The organism is Extensimonas vulgaris, assembly GCF_003337425.1.
GTDB lineage: Bacteria > Pseudomonadota > Gammaproteobacteria > Burkholderiales > Burkholderiaceae_C > Extensimonas > Extensimonas vulgaris.
In genome coordinates this window covers 144611-163470 of the sequence record NZ_QPJU01000004.1, presented here as the reverse complement: position 1 = coordinate 163470, position 18860 = coordinate 144611, and the positions used below count along the sequence as shown (strand labels likewise).

The following is an 18860-nucleotide window of genomic DNA, read 5'->3' as shown; positions in this document are numbered from 1 at the left end:
AGGACGTGCGCTGGCAGCTATCAATAACGATGTTGCCGCGGCAGCGCCCTGCCCTGCCTGCCGCGCGCGTTCAGCGCAGGCTGATCGTGGTGTTCACGCCCTGCGCAGTGGTGCTGTCGTCGAACCAGCGCGCCGTGACGGTCTTGGTCTGGGTGTAGAACAGCACGACCTGCTTGCCATAGGGCCCGAGGTCGCCGAGCTTGGACGCGCGCGAACCGGTGAACGAGAAGATCGGCACGGGCACGGGAATCGGCACGTTGATGCCGACCTGACCCACGTCGATGTCCTCCTGGAACTTGCGCGCCGCAGCGCCGCTTTGCGTGAAGATCGCGGTGCCGTTGCCGTTCGGGTTCGCATTGATGAATTCAATGGCTTCGTCGAGGCTGTTGGCGCCCGCGATGCACAGCACGGGGCCGAAGATTTCCTGGTCGTAGATCGCCATGCCGGGCTTGACGCCCGAGAAGATCGTGGGGCCGACGAAGTTGCCCTTTTCATAGCCCGGCACGTGCGGCTTGCGGCCGTCGAGCTCGAGCTTGGCGCCTTCGGCAATGCCTTTTTCGATCAGGCTCTCGACACGCGCGAGCGCGGCGCAGGACACGAGCGGGCCCACGTCCGTGCCTTTTTCGTGGCCCGCGCCCACCTTGAGGGTCTTGGCCTTGGCGACGAGCTCAGGAATCCATTTTTGCGCCTCGCCCACGAGCACGGCCACCGACACCGCCATGCAGCGCTGCCCCGCAGCACCGAAAGCCGCGCCCGCGAGCGCGTTGAGCGTCTGCTCCTTGTTCGCGTCGGGCAGGACGATGGCGTGGTTCTTCGCGCCCATCATGCACTGCACGCGCTTGCCAGCGAGGCTCGCGCGCTGGTACACGTGCGTGCCCACGCGCGTCGAGCCGACGAAGGAGATCGCCTTGATGTCGGGGTGGTCGCAAATCGCGTTCACCGCGGCCTCACCGCCGTGCACCACGTTGAGCACGCCGGGCGGAATACCGGCTTCGAGCGCGAGTTCGCACAGGCGCATGGTGACCATGGGGTCTTGCTCGGAGGGCTTGAGCACGAAGGTGTTGCCCGTGGCAATCGCCATGGGGAACATCCACAGCGGGATCATGGCCGGGAAGTTGAACGGCGTGATGCCCGCGCACACGCCCAGCGGCTGCAACAGCGTGTAGGTATCGACGCCGTTGGCGACGTTGTTGGCGAGCTCGCCAAGCTGCAGGTTGCCGATGCCAGCCGCGTGCTCGACCACTTCGAGGCCGCGGAACACGTCGCCCTCGGCGTCCGGCAAGGTCTTGCCCTGCTCTGCCGTGAGGATCGCGGCGAGTTCGGCCATGTGCTCGCGGATCAGCTGCTGCAGCTTGAGGAAGATGCGCGCACGCGCGCCGATCGGCGTCTTGCGCCAGGTTTTGAAGGCTTCCTTGGCCGAGGCCACGGCGGCCTCGATCTCGTCGGGCGTGGCGAAAGGCACGCGCGCGAGCACTTCCTGCGTGGCAGGGTTGACCACGTTGCGCCATTCGGTGCTCTTGGACTCGACGAACTTGCCGCCGATCAGCAGCTTGACGGTAGGGGCCAGCGCGGCCACGTTGCTGGGTGCATTCATGCAAACATCTCCTGGGTGAAACAGAGCCAAAACCTGGCGATCGTAACTGTGCAGAATTGTCGAGACAATAGACAATTGCGCGCAGCAGATTTGCAAAAATGCAAAGGTCACGTTTTTGCGCTTTTGCCCGCGCGCACTGCTGCCAAACCGCATCCACACCCTCGCCCCCGCACACCATGGACTGGGACAACCTGCGCTACTTTCTGGAACTCGCACGCGCGGGCACGCTGGTGGGCGCAGCGCGGCGCCTGGGCGTCGATCACACCACGGTGGCGCGGCGCATCCAGGCGCTCGAAAAACAGGTCGGCTCGGCGCTGTTCGCGCGCGAGGCCGGCGGCCACCGCCTGAGCGAAGCCGGGCGCCAGCTGCTGCCGCAGGTCGAAGCCATGGAAGCCGCCTTTCTGGCCGTGGAAAACGCCACACCCGGCGTGCGCCAGGGCCTGCAAGGGCTGGTGCGCATAGGCTGCACCGAGGGCTTCGGCAACCTGGTGCTCGCGCCGCAGCTCGCGCGCTTTGCGCAGGCGCACCCGGGGCTGGTGGTCGATCTGCTCTCGCTGCCGCGCCTCGTGCACCTGTCGCGCCGCGAGGCCGACATCGTGATCTCGCTCGAACGCCCAAGCCGCGGCGCCGTGCTCGTGGTCAAGCTCACCGACTACCGGCTGCAGCTCTACGGCGCGCGCAGCTACCTCGCGCAGCACGCGCCCATCACGCGCACCGAGGATTTGCAGGGCCACCCCTTCATCAGCTACGTGGACGACCTGCTGTTCAGCAAAGAGCTGCAAATCCTCGACGAGCTGCACCGCCCGAGCCGCTACACGCTGCGCAGCACCAGCATCCTCGCGCAGTACGAGGCCGCACGCGCAGGCGCCGGCCTGGCCGTGCTGCCCGCCTTCGTCGCCGCGCAGGACGCGAGCCTGTGCGCCGTGCTGCCCGACGCGGCGCGCTTCACGCGCACCTTCTGGATGTCCATGCCCGCCGAAAACAAGCACGTCGCACGCATGCAGGCGGTGTGGGATTTCGTCCGCCAGACGGTGCAGGCGCAGCAAGAGGCGCTATTGCCTGCGTAGCGCCTTGCGCAGGCTGCATGGGCTCAAACCACCCATTCAACGCATCAAAGCCGCTCCCGGATGTAAGACGGCCGGTCCATATCGACGATCTCCACGCTCAGCTGCACGAGCACGCCCTCAGGGCGCGGCGTGAGGCGGCGCAGCACGCCGGCCACGCGCTCGGCCAGGTCTTGCTTGGCTTCGGGCGTGCGCCCGGCCAGCAGGCGCAACTGTGCGTGCACGAAGGCGCGCTGCGCGGGTTGCGTGCCGACCTGAAAACTGCCTACGCGCACGAGGCGCGACTTGAGGTCGGCTTCGTTCGCGACTTCGGGGCTGGCCACGACGGCGGCGTTGAGCTCTGCCAGGGCTTGCGCCTCGGGGAAGGCGGGCAGATTGGCGGAATATTCGACGATCAGATGAGGCATGGGATCAATCCTTGGGAAACGCAGACGGAAAGACAGGGACAAGGCTCAGCATTCATCGGCGTTGTGCGCCTGCGCAGGCTGCGTGGGCACGTGGTCGCGCAGGCCGGTCTGGCGGTTTGTCGCATCGACGAACACGAGTTGCGGGCGGTGCGCCGCCACCTGTGACTCGGGCACCTGGGCAAACGCGGCGATGATGATCAGGTCGCCCACGGCGGCGCGGCGCGCGGCCGAGCCGTTGACCGAGATGATGCCGCTGCCGCGCTCGCCCTTGATGGCGTAGGTGATGAAGCGCTCGCCGTTGTTGATGTTCCAGATGTGCACCTGCTCGTTTTCGACCATGTTGGCGGCTTCGAGCAGGTCTTCGTCGATGGCGCAGGAGCCTTCGTAGTGCAGTTCACAGTGCGTGACGGTGGCGCGGTGGATTTTGGACTTGAGCAGGGTGCGGTACATCGCGTGGTTTCCGTGGAGTGGCAAGGGGCGCGGCGGGTGAAGTGCGTCAAAGCGCGTCAAAGCGCGTCAGTACGAAACCGGCGGCACGAGGATGGTGGGCGCGGCGGGCGCGGCCATTTCGGGGTAGTCGCGACTGTAGTGCAGACCGCGGCTTTCGCGCCGCAGCTGTGCCGAGCGCACGATCAGGTCGGCCACCTGCACCAGGTTGCGCAGCTCGAGCAGGTCGCGTGTGACGTGGAAGTGCGCATAGAACTCCTGGATCTCGCCTTGCAGCAGGCTGATACGGTGCGCGGCGCGCTCCAGGCGCTTGTTGGTGCGCACGATGCCCACGTAGTCCCACATGAAGCGGCGCAGCTCGTCCCAGTTGTGTGAGATGACCACGGTTTCGTCGGCGTCGGTGACGCGGCTGTCGTCCCAGCGCGGCAGCGACGGAATGGGCGTGCGCGGCGCCGCGGCGATGGTCTGCGCGGCCGCGCGCGCGAACACGATGCACTCGAGCAGCGAGTTGCTCGCGAGGCGGTTCGCGCCGTGCAGGCCGGTGTAGGCCGTCTCGCCCACGGCGTACAGGCCCGGCAGGTCGGTGCGCGCCGACAGGTCGGTGAGCACGCCGCCGCAGGTGAAGTGCGCCGTGGGCACCACGGGGATGGGCTCTTTGGTGATGTCTATGCCCAGCTCGGCGCAGTACGCGAGGATGTTGGGAAAATGCTCGTGCAAAAACTCGGGGCTTTTGTGCGAGATGTCGAGCAGCACGTAGTCGATCCCGTGGCGCTTCATCTCGAAGTCGATTGCGCGCGCCACCACGTCGCGCGGGGCGAGCTCGGCGCGCGGGTCGTGTTCGGGCATGAAGCGCCCGCCGCCCGCCTGTGGCGGCAGCAGCAGCACGCCGCCCTCGCCGCGCACGGCTTCGCTGATGAGAAAGGACTTGGCCTTGGGGTGGTACAGGCCCGTGGGGTGGAACTGGATGAACTCCATGTTGGCCACGCGGCAGCCCGCGCGCCAGGCCGCGGCGATGCCGTCGCCTGTGGAGGTGTCGGGGTTGGTGGTGTAGAGATAGACCTTGCCCGCACCGCCCGTGGCCAGGATGGTCTGCGGCGCGCGGAAGGTGATGACCTCGTCGGTGTCCTCGTCGAGCGCGTACAGGCCCAGGCAGCGGTGCCCGGCAAGGCCGAGCTTGCGGCTCGTGACCAGGTCCACGAGCATGTGGTTTTCGAACAGCGTGATGCCCGGCGTGGCGCGCACCACGTCGATCAGCGTTTTTTGCACCGCGGCGCCCGTGGCGTCGGTGACGTGGGCGATGCGGCGCGCGCTGTGGCCACCCTCGCGCGTGAGGTGCAGGTGCTCGCCCTCGAGCGTGAACGGCACGCCCAGGCCGCGCAGCCAGGCGATGGCCGAGGGCGCGTTTTCGACCACGAAGCGCGTGGCCGCGAGGTCGCACAGCCCGGCCCCCGCGACCAGCGTGTCCTGGATGTGCGCGGCAAAGCTGTCGTCGTCGGCCAGCACGGCGGCAATGCCGCCCTGCGCCCAGCTGCTCGAGCCGTCGAACACCGAGCGCTTGGTGAGCACGGCCACGCGGTGCGTGGGCGCGAGGTGCAGCGCGGCAGACAGGCCTGCGAGGCCGCTGCCGACGATCAAAACGTCGAAATCATGGGTCGTCATAAAAAGGGAGCGTAGCGCAGAATGGGTCGTGGACGGGGGCGCCGGTCAGGCCGGCACATAGGCCAGGCGCACGTAAATCGGCGCAAAGGCTTCGGCCTGGGTGATTTCGATCAAAGTCTCCTTGGCCAGTTCGAGCAAGGCGACGAAGGTGACCACGAGCACGGCGCGGCCCGCGGCCGGCTCGAACAAGGACTCGAAGGTGACGAAGCGCTGGCCCTGCAGCGCCTTGAGCACGCGGCTCATGTATTCGCGCACGCTGAGCTGTGCGCGGCTGATTTTGTGGTGCTGCACGAGGCGCGCGCGCGCCAGGATGTCGCGCCACGCAGCTTGCAGGTCGGCTACGTGCACGTCGGCAAAACGCGGCAGCGCGCCGGGCTCGAACCAGGCGCGCGCCGGGAAAAAGTCCCGCCCCTGCTGCGGCAGCTCGCCCAGATGCGCGGCAGCGAGCTTGATCTGCTCGTATTCGAGCAGGCGGCGCACGAGCTCGGCGCGCGGGTCTTCGGGCTCCTCGCCCTCGGTCTGCTTGCGCGGCGGCAGCAGCATGCGCGATTTGATCTCGATGAGCATCGCCGCCATGAGCAGATACTCGGCTGCGAGCTCCAGGTTGCGGCTGCGCACCTCTTCGACATAACCAAGGTACTGGCGCGTGAGCTCCACCATGGGAATGTCGAGGATGTTGAAGTTCTGCTTGCGGATCAGGTACAGCAGCAGGTCGAGCGGCCCCTCGAAGGCTTCGAGGATGACTTCGAGCGCGTCGGGCGGAATGTAGAGGTCGGCCGGCAGCGCGAACAACGGCTCGCCATACAGGCGCGCAAGGGCCACGGCATCGGCCGCGCCCGCGGATGTCTCGGGGTGCGCCTCCAGCAGCGGCTCAGCAGGCATGGGAATCTACCATTTTCATAGCTGCTAGCGCTTGCTACATGCGGGCTAAGGGCCTAAAACATGCTCAATGTTCGGAACTGGGCTCGGTTTGATAGACGTAGGGCTTTTGCGGCACGGCCGCGGCGCGGTACTCGCGCCACAGGCTTCTATCGACCTTTTTGTCCCACAGCAGCGCACGGCCGGCGCGCTGCTGCTCTTCGAGTTGGGGCTTTTGCTGCTTGAGCTGCTTGAGGAACTGCGTGACTTCGGACTCGTAATCGGGACGGCGGAAAAGCGACATGGCGTGGCAACCTTTGCAAGAAAACGATGATGGAAAACAGGCTCAACGCACGCGCATCCCCGGCTCGGCGCCGGGCCAGGGGCTGAGCACAAAAATGCCCGGGTGCGCCTTTTCGTCGGCGTGGCTCGCGGCAAGCACCATACCCTCGCTAACGCCGAACTTCATCTTGCGCGGCGCGAGGTTCGCCACCACCACGGTGAGCTTGCCGACCAGATCGGCCGGCTGGTAGGCGCTAGCGATGCCCGAGAACACGTTGCGCAGCCGCCCCTCGCCCACGTCGAGCGTGAGGCGCAGCAGTTTGGTCGAGCCCTCGACGGGTGCGCATTCGACGATTTTGGCGATGCGCAGGTCGATCTTGGCGAAGTCGTCGATGGTGATGGTGGGCGCGATAGGCTCGCCGCCGGGCGCTACGTCTGTGGTAGCTGAAGGCGCTTGCTGCTCCTGCGCTGGCGGCGCAAAAAGGGCTTCGAGCTGGGTGCGTTCCACGCGGTGCATGAGGTGTTCGTAAGCGCCGATCCGGTGCCCCGCGCCCAGCGCCTGCTCGGCGCTCGCGAAGGTCAGCGGCGCGATGCGCAAAAACGCTTCGACCCGCGCCGCGAGCGCGGGCAGCACGGGCTTGAGCACGATGGTCAGCAGGCGGAACGCCTCGATGCAGGTGGTGCACACGTCGTGCAGGCGCTCCTGCAGCGCGGGCTGCTTGGCGAGCTCCCAGGGCTTGTTCTGGTCCACGTACTCGTTCACGCGGTCAGCGAGCAGCATGGTTTCGCGCAGCGCCTTGCCGTAGTCGCGCTCGGCGAGCAGTTCGGTGATCGCGGGCACGCTGGTACGCAGGTGGTCCAGCAGCGCATCGCCGTCGGCCGACACTTCCCCGAGCACGCCGTCAAAGCGCTTGGTGATGAAGCCCGCCGCGCGCGCGGCGATGTTCACGTACTTGCCCACCAAATCAGCGTTGACGCGCGCCATGAAGTCGTCGGCGTTGAAATCGATGTCCTCGTTGCGGCAGCTGAGCTTGGCCGCGAGGTAGTAGCGCAGCCATTCGGGGTTCATGCCCAGCTGCAGGTATTTGAGCGGATCGAGCCCGGTGCCGCGGCTCTTGCTCATCTTTTCGCCGTTGTTCACGGTCAAAAAGCCGTGCACGAACACCTTGGTCGGCGTCTTGCGCCCTGAAAAATGCAGCGTCGCTGGCCAGAACAGCGTGTGAAAGTAGATGATGTCCTTGCCGATGAAGTGGTACTGCTCGACCTCGGGGTCGGCCATGAAGGCGTCGTAGTCCTTGCCGATCTTGCCGAAGTAATTTTTCAGCGAGGCCAGGTAGCCTATAGGCGCGTCGAGCCAGACGTAAAAGTATTTGCCCGGCGCGTCGGGAATTTCGATGCCGAAGTACGGCGCATCGCGGCTGATGTCCCAGTCGGCAAGGCGGCTCTTGCCCGCCTCGTCGGGCACGAACCATTCGCGGATCTTGTTGAGCACCTCGGGCTGCAGGCGCCCGGGCTCGCTCGTCCAGGCTTCGAGAAAAGCGCTGCAGCGCGGGTCCGAGAGCTTGAAGAAGTAATGCTCCGAAGTTTTGAGCACCGGCGTCGCGCCCGAGAGCGCCGAATAAGGGTTTTTGAGATCGGTCGGCGCATAGACCGCGCCGCAAGCCTCGCAGCTGTCGCCGTACTGGTCCTGCGCGCCGCACTTGGGGCACTCGCCCTTGATGAAGCGGTCGGGCAGGAACATGCCTTTTTGCGGATCGAAGAACTGCTCTATCGTTTTGGTGACGATCAGGCCGTTGGCCTTGAGGTCGCGGTAGATCGCACGTGCCAGCTCGTAGTTTTCGGGGCTTTCGGTGCTGTGCCAGTTGTCGAACGAAATGTGAAAGCCGTCGAGGTACTGTTTGCGTCCCGCAGCGATCTCGGCCACGAACTGCTGCGGCGTCTTGCCGGCCTTTTCGGCCGCGATCATGATGGGCGCGCCGTGCGCGTCATCGGCGCAGACGAAATACACCTCGTGCCCGTACATACGGTGCATGCGCACCCAGATGTCGGCCTGGATGTATTCCATGATGTGGCCGATGTGGAAGTTGCCATTGGCATACGGCAAGGCCGTGGTGACGAACAGTTTGCGGGCTGACATGCGGAAAATGGCTTTCGTGGCTGGCGTTGCAGCAAAGCTGGCGCGCAGTGGCTCTTTGCGCCGTGGCAAGGAAACCCGGGATTTTAGGGCCCGCAGCAGCAGCGACGCACAGCACCTCGCCGCAGCGCACGCGCCCCGAGCAACACCATGCGCCGCAGGTGTTTGCACGCCCTTGGCACGGAGCGCGGACAATCGCGCCTTTCCTTCCTCCTTTGCACTTTTCGGATTTTTCGCATGACCGTCCGCCCTGAAACGATTTTGCAGGCCCTCGCGCAGGTGCGCGACCCCCACACCGACCAGGACTACGTCAGCACGCGCGCCGTGCGCGATCTGCGCGTCGATGGGGGCGCGGTGTCCTTCACGCTCGAACTCGGCTACCCCGCGCAAAGCCTCGTTCCCGCGCTGCAGCAAAGCCTAGCGGCCGCCGCCCAGACCGTGCCCGGCGTGCAGCAGGTAGCCGTAGAGATCACGACCAAAGTGCAGGCGCACGCCGTGCAGCGCGGCGTGCCGCTGCTGCCCGAAGTCAAAAACATCATCGCCGTAGCCTCGGCCAAGGGCGGCGTGGGCAAGAGCACCACCGCCGCGAATCTTGCGCTCGCGCTCGCGGCCGAAGGCGCGCGCGTGGGCGTGCTCGACGCCGACATCTACGGCCCGAGCCAGCCCATGATGCTGGGCCTCAGCGGCAAGCCGCAAAGCCTGGACGGCAAGACCATGGAGCCGCTGCAAAACTACGGCGTGCAAGTCATGTCGATCGGCTTTCTGGTCGAACCCGAGCAGGCCATGATCTGGCGCGGCCCCATGGCCACGCAGGCGCTCGAACAACTGCTGCGCCAGACGCACTGGCAGGGGCTCGATTACCTCATCGTCGACATGCCGCCCGGCACCGGCGACATCCAGCTCACGCTGAGCCAGCGCACCCCGGTGACGGGCGCCGTGGTCGTCACCACGCCGCAGGACATCGCACTGCTGGACGCGCGCAAGGGCATCACCATGTTCGAAAAAGTCGGCGTACCCATCCTCGGCATCGTCGAAAACATGGCCGTGCACGTGTGCAGCCAGTGCGGCCACGCCGAGCACATCTTCGGCGCCGAAGGCGGCAAGAAAATGGCCGCCGAATGCGGCCTGCCCTACCTGGGCGCGCTGCCGCTGGACTTGCGCATCCGCGAGCAGGCCGACAGCGGCCGGCCCACCGTGGTGGCCGAACCCACGTCCGAGGCTGCGCAAACCTACCGACACATCGCGCGCAGCGTGGCCGCGCGCATCGCGCTGCAGGGCAAGGACTATTCGGCCAAGTTCCCGCCCATCAACGTGCAGCAAGGCGGCTGAAGGCCGCGCGCCCGCCACCGTCGGCGGGCGCCTCCTGCATGGGCGCAGAGAGATAATCCCGCTCGTCTCCATCCCGTCCTCCATCTTCACCACCCACCATGACCACGACCACGATCCGCCAGGACGACCTGATCGAATCCATCGCCGGCGCGCTGCAATACATCAGTTATTACCACCCTGCTGACTACATTCAGCACTTGGCCCGCGCCTACGAACGCGAGCAAAGCCCCGCGGCCAAGGACGCCATCGCGCAAATCCTCACCAACAGCCGCATGTGCGCCGTAGGCCACCGCCCGATCTGCCAGGACACGGGCATCGTCAACGTGTTCCTCAAGATCGGCATGGACGTGCGCTGGGAAGGCTTCACGGGCAGCCTGGACGACGCCATCAACGAGGGCGTGCGCCGCGCCTACAACCACCCCGACAACAAACTGCGCGCGAGCATCGTCGCCGACCCGCAGTTCGAGCGCAAAAACACCAAGGACAACACCCCTGCGGTGATCGTCACCGAGATCGTTCCGGGCAACACCGTCGATGTCATCGTCGCAGCCAAGGGCGGCGGCAGCGAGAACAAATCCAAGCTCGCCATGCTCAACCCCAACGATGACCTCGTCGAATGGGTGCTCAAAACCGTACCCACCATGGGCGCAGGCTGGTGCCCGCCCGGCATGCTCGGCATAGGCATAGGCGGCACCGCGGAAAAGGCCGCACTGCTGGCCAAGCAAAGCCTGATGGACGACATCGACATGTACGCGCTGCAGACCAAAGCCGCCTCGGGCGCCAAGCTCGACCGCGTCGAGGAGCTGCGCCTGGAGCTCTACGAAAAGGTCAACGCCCTGGGCATAGGCGCGCAGGGCCTGGGCGGCCTGACCACCGTGCTCGACGTCAAGATAGCGATGTACCCCACGCACGCGGCCAGCAAGCCCGTGGCCATGATCCCCAACTGCGCGGCCACGCGCCATGCGCATCTCGTGCTCGACGGCTCGGGGCCGGTCTATCTCGATCCGCCGAGCCTGGACCTCTGGCCCGACGTGCACTGGGCGCCCGACTACAACAAGAGCAAGCGCGTGAACCTCGACACGCTGACCAAGGCCGAAGTCGCCACCTGGAAGGCCGGCGAAACCTTGCTGCTCACGGGCAAGATGCTTACGGGCCGCGACGCCGCGCACAAACGCATCCAGGATTTGCTCAACCGAGGCGAGAAACTGCCGGTCGATTTCACCAACCGGGTGATCTACTACGTCGGCCCCGTCGATCCGGTGCGTGACGAAGTCGTGGGCCCCGCAGGCCCCACCACGGCCACGCGCATGGACAAATACACCGAAATGATGCTCGCCAACACCGGCCTGATCGCGATGATAGGCAAAGCCGAGCGCGGCCCTGCCGCCATCGAAGCGATCAAAAAACACCAAAGCGCCTACCTCATGGCCGTGGGCGGGGCGGCCTACCTCGTCTCCAAAGCCATCAAAAGCGCCAAGGTCGTCGCGTTCGAAGACCTGGGCATGGAGGCGATTTATGAATTCGAGGTGGTCGACATGCCCGTGACCGTGGCCGTCGATGCCAATGGCACGAGCGCGCACATCGCCGGCCCGGCCGAATGGCAAAAACGCATCGCCGCAGGGGAGTTCAAAGGCATTCGCGTCGCGCAGGGCTGATTTCCCGAACGCAGATTGCGGGCGCGCCAACCCCATGCGGCCATTGTCCATGCCTCTTGCCGCGCGCCCCATTGGCGTCTTCGACAGCGGCATCGGCGGCCTCAGCGTGCTGCGCGCGCTGCGCGCCGAGCTGCCGCACGAGCGCTTCGTCTATCTCGCCGACAGCGGCCACGCGCCCTACGGCGAGCGCGACGCGCGCTTCGTCGCCCAGCGCACGCATGCGATCACTGCCTACCTGCGCGCGCAGCACCACATCAAGGCCCTGGTCGTGGCTTGCAACACGGCCACCGCCGCCGCCATCCACGAAGTACGCAGCAGCCACCCCGACTTGCCGCTCGTGGGCGTGGAGCCCGCACTCAAGCCGGCCGTGCAGCGGAGCCAGACCCGGCGCATCGGCGTGATCGGCACGCGCGGCACCCTGGGCAGCGACAAATTCCGCAGGTTGCACGCCGCCCTCGCCGCGCAGGCCGAATTCATCCTAAAAGCCTGCGACGGCTTGGCCCACGCCATAGAGCGCAGCACTGAGCAACACCTGAGCGCAGACGCAGAGACTCCTGAAGTGAGAGCGCTCTGCGCACGCTACATCAGCGCTATGGGCCGATTTGGCACTGAATCTGGAGACATAGACACGCTCGTGCTCGGCTGCACGCACTACGTCTTTGCGCTGCCCACTTTGCGCGCGCTCGTCGGCCCGCAGGTGCACATCATCGACACCGGCGCGCCCGTGGCGCGGCAGACCCGGCGCTTGCTGGAGCAAAGCGCGGCACTGGCGCCGGAATCTTTGCCGGGAGATACCGCCGGCACCGTGCAATTGCTGACCACCGGTGCGCTGGCACCCTTGCAAGCCGCAGCACAGCGCTGGCTGCAACTGCCCGCGCAACAGTGCGAGCGGGTCGAGCATCCTTGAGCCCGAACCAAGCCTGCTTCTTCGCAGCCCACAGAAAACCCAACTGGACTTACGCAAACAAGGATGGAGCGAGGTGTTTCGCCATTCGGCGAGCACCTTGCCTCACCCCGATTTGCGTAAGTCGTGCCCCAAAAAGTCAGTGCAAATGGCGCGGACGGCGCCCGCCACCGTGTCCGCCGCCCGGGCCGCGCGGCGGCTTGCTGATCTCCAGCGAATTGACGAGCGCGTCGAAACGCTGCGTGAAGAGTTTGTCGATCTCGCTCACCACTCCCCCGAGTTCGGAGGCATCGAAATGGCGCTCCATGAGGTTGACCACGTCTTGTACGAGCAAATCGCGCTGCACCTGCATGATGGCCGCAGGCGTGGGGCCGACGAAGAGCATCAGAAAGTCGTCGCGCGGCTCTTCGCCTTCATCTTCGTCTTCTTCGTCGTAGTCGGTATCGTAAAAGCTCACCTCGATCGCCGCGCCGCTCTCGGCGAGTTCATTGAGGCCCATGCACAAGTCATCGAGCGCCTGGCGAAAATCCTCGTCGCCCTCCACCGTCCAGCACATGTTCAAGCGGTGTTCTTTGGGGTCGAACTCGATGCCTGGCTCTTCTTCGTAGAGGCTCGCGGCGCCATCGGCCAAGGAGCGCGCGCCGGCGTATTTCCACAGCGGCTTGAGCGCCTGCTGCAATTGATCAAAGCGCACATCGGCACGCAGCGGCACCTGTCCGTGCACATGGATTTCAAAGGGAGCGTTGTTACTTGACATGATTTTCACCCTTGGTGCCCCGAGCCGGGATCGAACCGGCACGCCCCTTACGCAGGAAAGCGGCGGATTTTAAGTCCGCTGTGTCTACCAATTCCACCATCGGGGCCCCGGGCCGCGCCATAGGCCATGGCCGCAACCCAAGAAAAAAGGGAAGCCGAGGCTTCCCTTGCAATTATGGAGCGGGAAACGAGTCTCGAACTCGCGACCTCAACCTTGGCAAGGTTGCGCTCTACCAACTGAGCTATTCCCGCGTAAACCCTCGATGCACCAACTTTTTTCATTGCTATGTGCATCACCGAAGCGAAAAATTATAAAGTCGTTTTCCGCTTTTTAACACCTTCCTGCGCAAAAAACCGGAACACCACCGAAAGCTCGAAGCTGCCTTTGGCATTCCTGCAAGTGGAGGCGCGGGCCGGAGTCGAACCGACCTACACGGATTTGCAATCCGGTGCATAACCGCTTTGCTACCGCGCCAAAAATTGCTTTTGCGCTACGAAACCTGGAGCGGGAAACGAGTCTCGAACTCGCGACCTCAACCTTGGCAAGGTTGCGCTCTACCAACTGAGCTATTCCCGCGTTTTACCGAAGCTCTCCATTATATAACGTGCGTTTCGATGGATGCGATTCTAGCCTATTTCGACCTGAAAATTTTGAACGATGGCAAGCGGCGCTCGATGGTCAGGGCAGCAGTTCGAGGGCGGCGAGGTAGGCGCCGTGGAACATCAATTCGTCCCAGGGCAGCGGCGGGGTCTGGGGCAGCAGGGCCAGGCGGCGGGCTTCGCTCGCGCTGCTGGCTTGCCAGCGGCCAGCAGCCAGCGCAGATTCCAGCCCCTCCAGCAAGGCATCGAGCGCGCGACCGTCGCCCAGGCTCTGGTTGCACAGCAGCACCAGATCGCAGCCGGCCTGCAGCGCGGCCACCGCGGCGTCGGTGTAGCTGACGATCTGGCCGTCGAGCCGGCGTGCGCCTTCCATGCTGAGGTCGTCGCTGAACACCGCACTCTGAAAGTGCAGCCGCTCGCGCAGGATGTCTTGCAGCCAGCGCGCCGAAAAGCCCGCGGGGCGGCGATCGACCTTGGGGTAGATCACGTGCGCGGGCATGACGCTGCTGAGTGCGCTGCTGAGCCAGCCGTAGGGTGCGGCGTCGTCGGCGAGGATGGCGCGCAGGCTGCGTTCATCGACGGGCACGTCGGTGTGTGAATCGGCCGAGGCCCAGCCGTGGCCCGGGAAATGTTTGCCGCAATTCGCCATGCCGGCTTGCAACAGGCCGTGCATCAGGCTTTTGGCAAGCAAGGTGACCACGCGCGCGTCGCTGTGAAAGGCGCGGTCACCGATGACGCTGCTGCGGCCCCAATCCAAGTCGAGTACCGGCGTGAAGCTGAAATCGACGCCACAGGCGCGCAGCTCGGCGCCGAGCACATAGCCGGCCGCGGTTGCGGCGTTGGTGGCGCGCAGCGCGCCACTGCCGGGGCGGGCCGCGGCGCCGCGGCCGTCGTCCATCCACATGCGGCCAAACGCCGCCATCGCCGGCAGCTGCGTGAAGCCGTCACTGCGAAAGCGCTGCACGCGCCCGCCTTCGTGATCGACGCAGATCAGCAGGTCGTCGCGCACGGACTTGATGGCGCTCGTGAGCTCAAGCAGCTGCGCGCGGTTTTGCCAGTTGCGCGTGAACAGGATCACGCCGCCCGTGAGCGGGTGTGCGAGGCGGCGGCGGTCGGCGGCGCTGAGCCTGGTGCCGGCGATGTCGAGGATCAAGGGGGCGTGCTGCATGGCGGGTTTACTCTGATAAAAATAGCTGCTTGCGCTTGATATACCTGCACCGAGAGGCGATTTGGCACTTATTTTTCGACGACGCAAAAGCTCGCGGCATAGTCGCTCTCGTCGGTCACGCTCAGGTGTGCGCGCAGGCTGCGGGATTCGAACCATTCTTTGAGCGCGCCGTGCAGCACGATCACCGGCTGCCCCGTGGGGAGCTTGGCGACTTCGCAGTGGCGCCAGGTCATGGGCATGCGCATGCCCAGACCGATGGCCTTGCTGAAGGCCTCCTTGGCGGAAAAGCGCGTAGCCAGGTAGCGCACGCCGCGCTCGGGCCAGCGCTCGCTGCGTTCGCGCCAGGTCGCCAGTTCACCTTCGGCCAGCACCTTGCATGCAAAACGCTCGCCATGACGCTCCAGGCTCGCGCGGATGCGGCGGATGTCGCAGATGTCGGTGCCTATGCCGTAGATCATGGATAAAAATGGCTTATAGCGCTGATGCAGACTGCCTTAGCAGCTATCGAATCAGGATTTTTCTGCGCCCTCGAATGCCGCGTCTATGCAGCGCAGATAGGCCTGCACGGTGGCGCTGTAGCCAAGTTCGAGCGCGTCGGCGATCAGCGCATGCCCTATGGAGACTTCGGCCACGCCGGGCACGGTGCGCAGAAAGTCGCCGAGGTTGTCGCGGTTCAGGTCGTGGCCTGCGTTCACCTGCAGCCCGGCGGCGTGCGCGGCCTCGGCGGCGGCGCGGTAGCGCGCGAGCTGCTGCGCGCGCGCGGCGGGGTCGTGCCAGGCGGCGGCGTAGGGTTCGGTGTAGAGCTCGACGCGGTCGGCGCCCACGGCACGCGCCGCGGCCATGGCCTGCGGCACCGGGTCCATGAACAGGCTCACGCGCACGCCCAGGTCGCGGCACTCGGCCACGAGCGGCGCGAGTCGCGCGGCGTCCTGCGGCAGACTCCAGCCGTGGTCGCTCGTGAACTGGTCTTCGCTGTCGGGCACGAAGGTAGCCTGCTGTGGACGCACGCTGCGGATGAAGTCCATCAGGTTTTGCGTGGGGTTGCCCTCGATGTTGAACTCGCGCCCGGGCCAGTCGCGTAGCAGCGCCGCGAGCTCGTACACGTCGTGCGCGCGGATGTGGCGCCCGTCGGGGCGCGGGTGCACGGTGATGCCGTGCGCCCCGGCCTGCAGGCACAGCTGCGCCGCGCGCGTGACGCTCGGGATGCCCAGATGGCGCGTGTTGCGCAGCAAGGCGACTTTGTTGACGTTGACCGACAAGGCGGTGCGCTGCGGTGCCGTGGATGAAGGCATGGAAGTGGACTGAAAAACGGCCGAATGAAACAACGGGAACGGCATGAATGCTCGCTCACAGCGCCTGCAAATCGCGCAGCAGCTGGCGCGTGCGCAGGGGCGGCTGGCCGCAATGGTATTGCAGCAGCGTGCGCAGCTGGATTTTGAGCTCGCCCGGCAGGTCGGCGCAGGCGCGCAAGGTGGCGGCAAAGCGTGCGCGGGGCGTGGACTCGTCGAGCGCGCGCTGCAGCACCAGCCACTGCGCACCCGCGAGGCTCGCGCGCTCCCCTTCGTTCGCCACGCGCAGGCCGCCTTCGGGCACCAGGGCGTAGCGCTCTTCCCGTCGCAACGGCTGCAGCGTGAGCGTCTGCACGTCCAGGCTGGGCAGCAGGCCGATTTCACGCAACAGCAGCAGCTCGAAGCTGCGCAGCGCCGGTTCGAGCGCCTCGCCCCGCGCCGTGGCGAGCACGGCCACCGTGCCTGCGTAGGCGTCGAACAGCACCGGGTGCGGGTCGGCGCGCGCGAGCAGGCGCAGCAGCAGCTCGTTGAGGTACAGGCCCGCGAGCAGCGCGTCGCCCGTGGGCATCACGTGCCCGCCCTGCCATTCGGCGCCCTTGAGCGTGTGCAAGTCGGCGTCGGCGCTGGCTGCAGGGGTGTAGCTGAGCTGCAGCGGCTGCAGCGGCAGCAGCACGGGGCGAAAGTTGGAACTGGGCTTTTTGGCGCCCTTGGCCACCAGCGCCACGCGGCCCTGGTGGCGGCAAAAGGCTTCGACGATCAGGCTCGATTCGCTCCAGGCATAACTGTGCAGCACGAAGGCCGGTTCATGGCTGATGCGCGTGACCACGGCGGCTGCAAGGCAAGAAAATGACAACAAAACCGCGCAAAGGCCGCCAATGCCCGAAGCCGCTCACTCGTAGCCGAACGCGCGCACGCGCGCCTCGTCGTCGGCCCAGCCCGAACGCACCTTGACCCAGAGTTCGAGGAACACCTTGCCGCCGAGGAGTTTTTCGAGCTCCTGGCGCGCCTCGGTGCCGATGCGCTTGAGGCGTTCGCCCTTTTCGCCAATGACCATGGCCTTGTGGCTCTCGCGCTCGACGACGATGGTCGCGGCGATGCGCAGCATGCGCGCGTGCTGGCGGCTTTGCTCCTCGTCGAACTTGTCGATGAGCACCGTGGAGGTGTAGGGCAGCTCGTCGCCGGTGAAGCGAAACAGCTTTTCGCGCACGATCTCGCCCGCGAGGAACTTTTCGCTGCGGTCGGTGAGCTCGTCTTCGCCGTACCACCAGGGCTGCTCTGGCAGGTAGCGCGCGCAGATGCCGAGCAGACGCTCGATCTCGCCCTTGTTCTTGGCCGACATGGGCACGAATTCAGCGAACGGGTGGCGCTCCTGCATGCTGCGCAGCCAGGGCGCGATCTCGGCGCGGCGCTGCACCAAATCGAGCTTGTTGGCCACGAGCAGCACGGGAATGCCGGGCTGCAGCAGCGACAGCACCTTGGCGTCGGCGAGCGTGAAGTTGCCCGCCTCGACCACGAACAAAATCAGGTCCACGTCGCCGATCGCGCCGAGTACGGTTTTGTTGAGCGACTTGTTGAGTGCCGTGGCGTGGCGCGTCTGAAAGCCCGGCGTATCGACGAACACGAACTGCGTGCCGCCGCCCTGCCCGTCCGCCAGTGTGCGTATGCCCGTGATGCGGTGGCGCGTGGTCTGCGCCTTGCGGCTCGTGATGCTGACCTTTTGGCCCACGAGTGCGTTGAGCAGCGTGGACTTGCCCACGTTGGGCTTGCCGACGATGGCGATCAGGCCGCAGCGCTGCTGGCCTGGGACGGCACCCGCGGCGCTTTGCAGATGCAGCGCCGCTCCCGGCGCTGCGCGCGGCGGCTCCTGCGTGGCGGGCGGGGGCTCGGCGACATCCTGCGCCTGGCCGTGCAGCGCGGCGGCGAGCATGGCGTCGAGATCGGCCTGGGTTTGCGCCGGTGTTTCAGGGTCTTTTTGACCTCTAGCGCCCGCACCATCAGCGTGAGCAGCTATCTTTGATGAAGCATCTTTCATGGTTTTTTCGCTTTCAGCGTCTGCAGCATGGCCGCGGCCGCAGCCTGCTCGGCGGCGCGGCGCGAAGTACCGCTGCCACGTGCGCGCAGCCCCAGCGCCGCAATGCGGCATTCGACCTCAAAGCTCTGGCGGTGCGCGGCGCCCGCCGTGCCCACCACTTCGTAGAGCGGCAAGTCCATTTTGCGGCCCTGTAGCCACTCCTGCAAGGCGGTCTTGGCGTCCTTGGCGGCCGCCTGCATCTGCGGCGTGATTTCCACGCCCTCGTACAGCCGTCGCACCAGCGCTTGCGCACGCTCATAGCCGGCATCGAGGTACACCGCACCAATCAGCGCCTCGAGCGCGTCGGCCAGGATCGAAGGACGCCGCAGCCCGCCGGACTTGAGCTCGCCCTCGCCCAGGCGCAGCACCTCGGGCAGGCGCAGGCGCAGCGCGATCTGGTGCAGCGTCTCCTGGCGCACGAGGTTCGCGCGCACACGCGAGAGGTCACCTTCGGGCAAGCTGGCGAGGCGCTCGTACAACAGGCTGGAGACGGCCAGATTGAGCACCGAATCGCCGAGGAATTCGAGGCGCTCGTTGTGGTCAGACGAAAAACTGCGGTGCGTGACCGCGCGTTGCAACAGGCGCGGGTCGGCAAACACATGCTGCAGGCGCTGCTGCAGGTCGGAGAGGGGAGCGTGCACCG

General features: G+C 65.9%; 18 protein-coding genes and 4 tRNA genes. 4 read left to right on the top strand and 18 right to left on the bottom strand.

All coding sequences use genetic code 11. From position 1 onward, the window contains the following. Positions 1-70 precede the first annotated feature (70 nt). Positions 71-1594 carry a CoA-acylating methylmalonate-semialdehyde dehydrogenase gene (locus DFR45_RS07860; protein ID WP_114483145.1) on the bottom strand — a complete coding sequence of 508 codons (1524 nt, stop codon included), beginning with the start codon at positions 1592-1594 and terminating at the stop codon, positions 71-73. Between the two features lie 176 nt (positions 1595-1770). On the opposite strand from DFR45_RS07860, the gene DFR45_RS07855 reads away from it, so the two are divergent. Next, the gene (locus DFR45_RS07855) at positions 1771-2661 is read left to right on the top strand and encodes a LysR family transcriptional regulator (RefSeq protein WP_114483144.1); all 891 of its coding nucleotides are present in this window, start codon (positions 1771-1773) and stop codon (positions 2659-2661) included. Between the two features lie 44 nt (positions 2662-2705). On the opposite strand, the gene DFR45_RS07850 is transcribed toward DFR45_RS07855, so the two are convergent. From DFR45_RS07850 to metG, 6 genes are all read right to left on the bottom strand, one after another. Further along, complete coding sequence (locus tag DFR45_RS07850; RefSeq protein WP_114483143.1) at positions 2706-3065, bottom strand: 5-carboxymethyl-2-hydroxymuconate Delta-isomerase; 360 nt, start codon at positions 3063-3065, stop codon at positions 2706-2708. A 45-nt stretch (positions 3066-3110) separates the two neighbouring features. Continuing rightward, entirely contained in the window at positions 3111-3515 is a 405-nt protein-coding gene (gene panD / locus DFR45_RS07845) for an aspartate 1-decarboxylase (RefSeq protein ID WP_114483142.1), read from the bottom strand. Positions 3516-3581: 66 nt separating this feature from the next. Beyond that, positions 3582-5171 (bottom strand): L-aspartate oxidase, encoded by a 1590-nt coding sequence (nadB, locus tag DFR45_RS07840; protein ID WP_114483141.1) that lies wholly within the window; start codon positions 5169-5171, stop codon positions 3582-3584. A gap of 45 nt (positions 5172-5216) precedes the next feature. Further along, a complete protein-coding gene (locus DFR45_RS07835) occupies positions 5217-6053 on the bottom strand; it encodes a segregation and condensation protein A (RefSeq protein WP_114483140.1) in 837 nt (278 codons plus the stop codon). A 64-nt stretch (positions 6054-6117) separates the two neighbouring features. Next, a complete protein-coding gene (locus DFR45_RS07830) occupies positions 6118-6333 on the bottom strand; it encodes a DUF3460 family protein (protein WP_114483139.1) in 216 nt (71 codons plus the stop codon). Positions 6334-6375: 42 nt separating this feature from the next. Further along, positions 6376-8448 (bottom strand): methionine--tRNA ligase, encoded by a 2073-nt coding sequence (gene metG / locus DFR45_RS07825; protein ID WP_114483244.1) that lies wholly within the window; start codon positions 8446-8448, stop codon positions 6376-6378. Between the two features lie 234 nt (positions 8449-8682). On the opposite strand from metG, the gene apbC reads away from it, so the two are divergent. From apbC to murI, 3 genes are all read left to right on the top strand, one after another. Continuing rightward, a complete protein-coding gene (gene apbC, locus DFR45_RS07820) occupies positions 8683-9774 on the top strand; it encodes an iron-sulfur cluster carrier protein ApbC (protein ID WP_114483138.1) in 1092 nt (363 codons plus the stop codon). A gap of 98 nt (positions 9775-9872) precedes the next feature. Next, positions 9873-11429, top strand: a complete 1557-nt coding sequence (locus DFR45_RS07815; RefSeq protein ID WP_114483137.1) for a fumarate hydratase — start codon at positions 9873-9875, stop codon at positions 11427-11429. Positions 11430-11478: 49 nt separating this feature from the next. Further along, a complete protein-coding gene (murI, locus tag DFR45_RS07810) occupies positions 11479-12336 on the top strand; it encodes a glutamate racemase (RefSeq protein ID WP_114483136.1) in 858 nt (285 codons plus the stop codon). A 136-nt stretch (positions 12337-12472) separates the two neighbouring features. Here the strand turns inward: murI and DFR45_RS07805 are convergent, their stop codons facing one another. The 11 genes from DFR45_RS07805 to rnc all read right to left on the bottom strand — a co-directional run bounded on the left by DFR45_RS07805 (position 12473) and on the right by rnc (position 18858). Next, a complete protein-coding gene (locus tag DFR45_RS07805) occupies positions 12473-13090 on the bottom strand; it encodes a DUF6806 family protein (protein ID WP_114483135.1) in 618 nt (205 codons plus the stop codon). 12 nt (positions 13091-13102) lie between these two features. After that, positions 13103-13196 (bottom strand) — tRNA-Leu (locus DFR45_RS07800). A gap of 69 nt (positions 13197-13265) precedes the next feature. Then, positions 13266-13341, bottom strand: a tRNA-Gly gene (locus DFR45_RS07795). Positions 13342-13490: 149 nt separating this feature from the next. Further along, positions 13491-13564, bottom strand: a tRNA-Cys gene (locus DFR45_RS07790). Positions 13565-13590: 26 nt separating this feature from the next. Then, a tRNA-Gly gene (locus DFR45_RS07785) sits at positions 13591-13666 on the bottom strand. Between the two features lie 102 nt (positions 13667-13768). Next, complete coding sequence (nagZ, locus tag DFR45_RS07780) at positions 13769-14857, bottom strand: beta-N-acetylhexosaminidase (protein ID WP_114483134.1); 1089 nt, start codon at positions 14855-14857, stop codon at positions 13769-13771. A 68-nt stretch (positions 14858-14925) separates the two neighbouring features. Then, the gene (acpS, locus tag DFR45_RS07775) at positions 14926-15315 is read right to left on the bottom strand and encodes a holo-ACP synthase (RefSeq protein ID WP_114483133.1); all 390 of its coding nucleotides are present in this window, start codon (positions 15313-15315) and stop codon (positions 14926-14928) included. A gap of 51 nt (positions 15316-15366) precedes the next feature. Further along, a complete protein-coding gene (locus DFR45_RS07770) occupies positions 15367-16149 on the bottom strand; it encodes a pyridoxine 5'-phosphate synthase (protein ID WP_114483132.1) in 783 nt (260 codons plus the stop codon). A gap of 55 nt (positions 16150-16204) precedes the next feature. Further along, positions 16205-16999 carry a DNA repair protein RecO gene (recO, locus tag DFR45_RS07765; protein ID WP_421782174.1) on the bottom strand — a complete coding sequence of 265 codons (795 nt, stop codon included), beginning with the start codon at positions 16997-16999 and terminating at the stop codon, positions 16205-16207. A gap of 36 nt (positions 17000-17035) precedes the next feature. Further along, positions 17036-18178, bottom strand: coding sequence for a GTPase Era (era, locus tag DFR45_RS07760; RefSeq protein WP_241659370.1), 1143 nt, complete (start codon positions 18176-18178; stop codon positions 17036-17038). Next, positions 18175-18858, bottom strand: coding sequence for a ribonuclease III (gene rnc, locus DFR45_RS07755; RefSeq protein ID WP_114483243.1), 684 nt, complete (start codon positions 18856-18858; stop codon positions 18175-18177). The genes era and rnc overlap by 4 nt, the downstream gene beginning before the upstream one ends. Between the last annotated feature and the right edge of the window lie 2 nt (positions 18859-18860).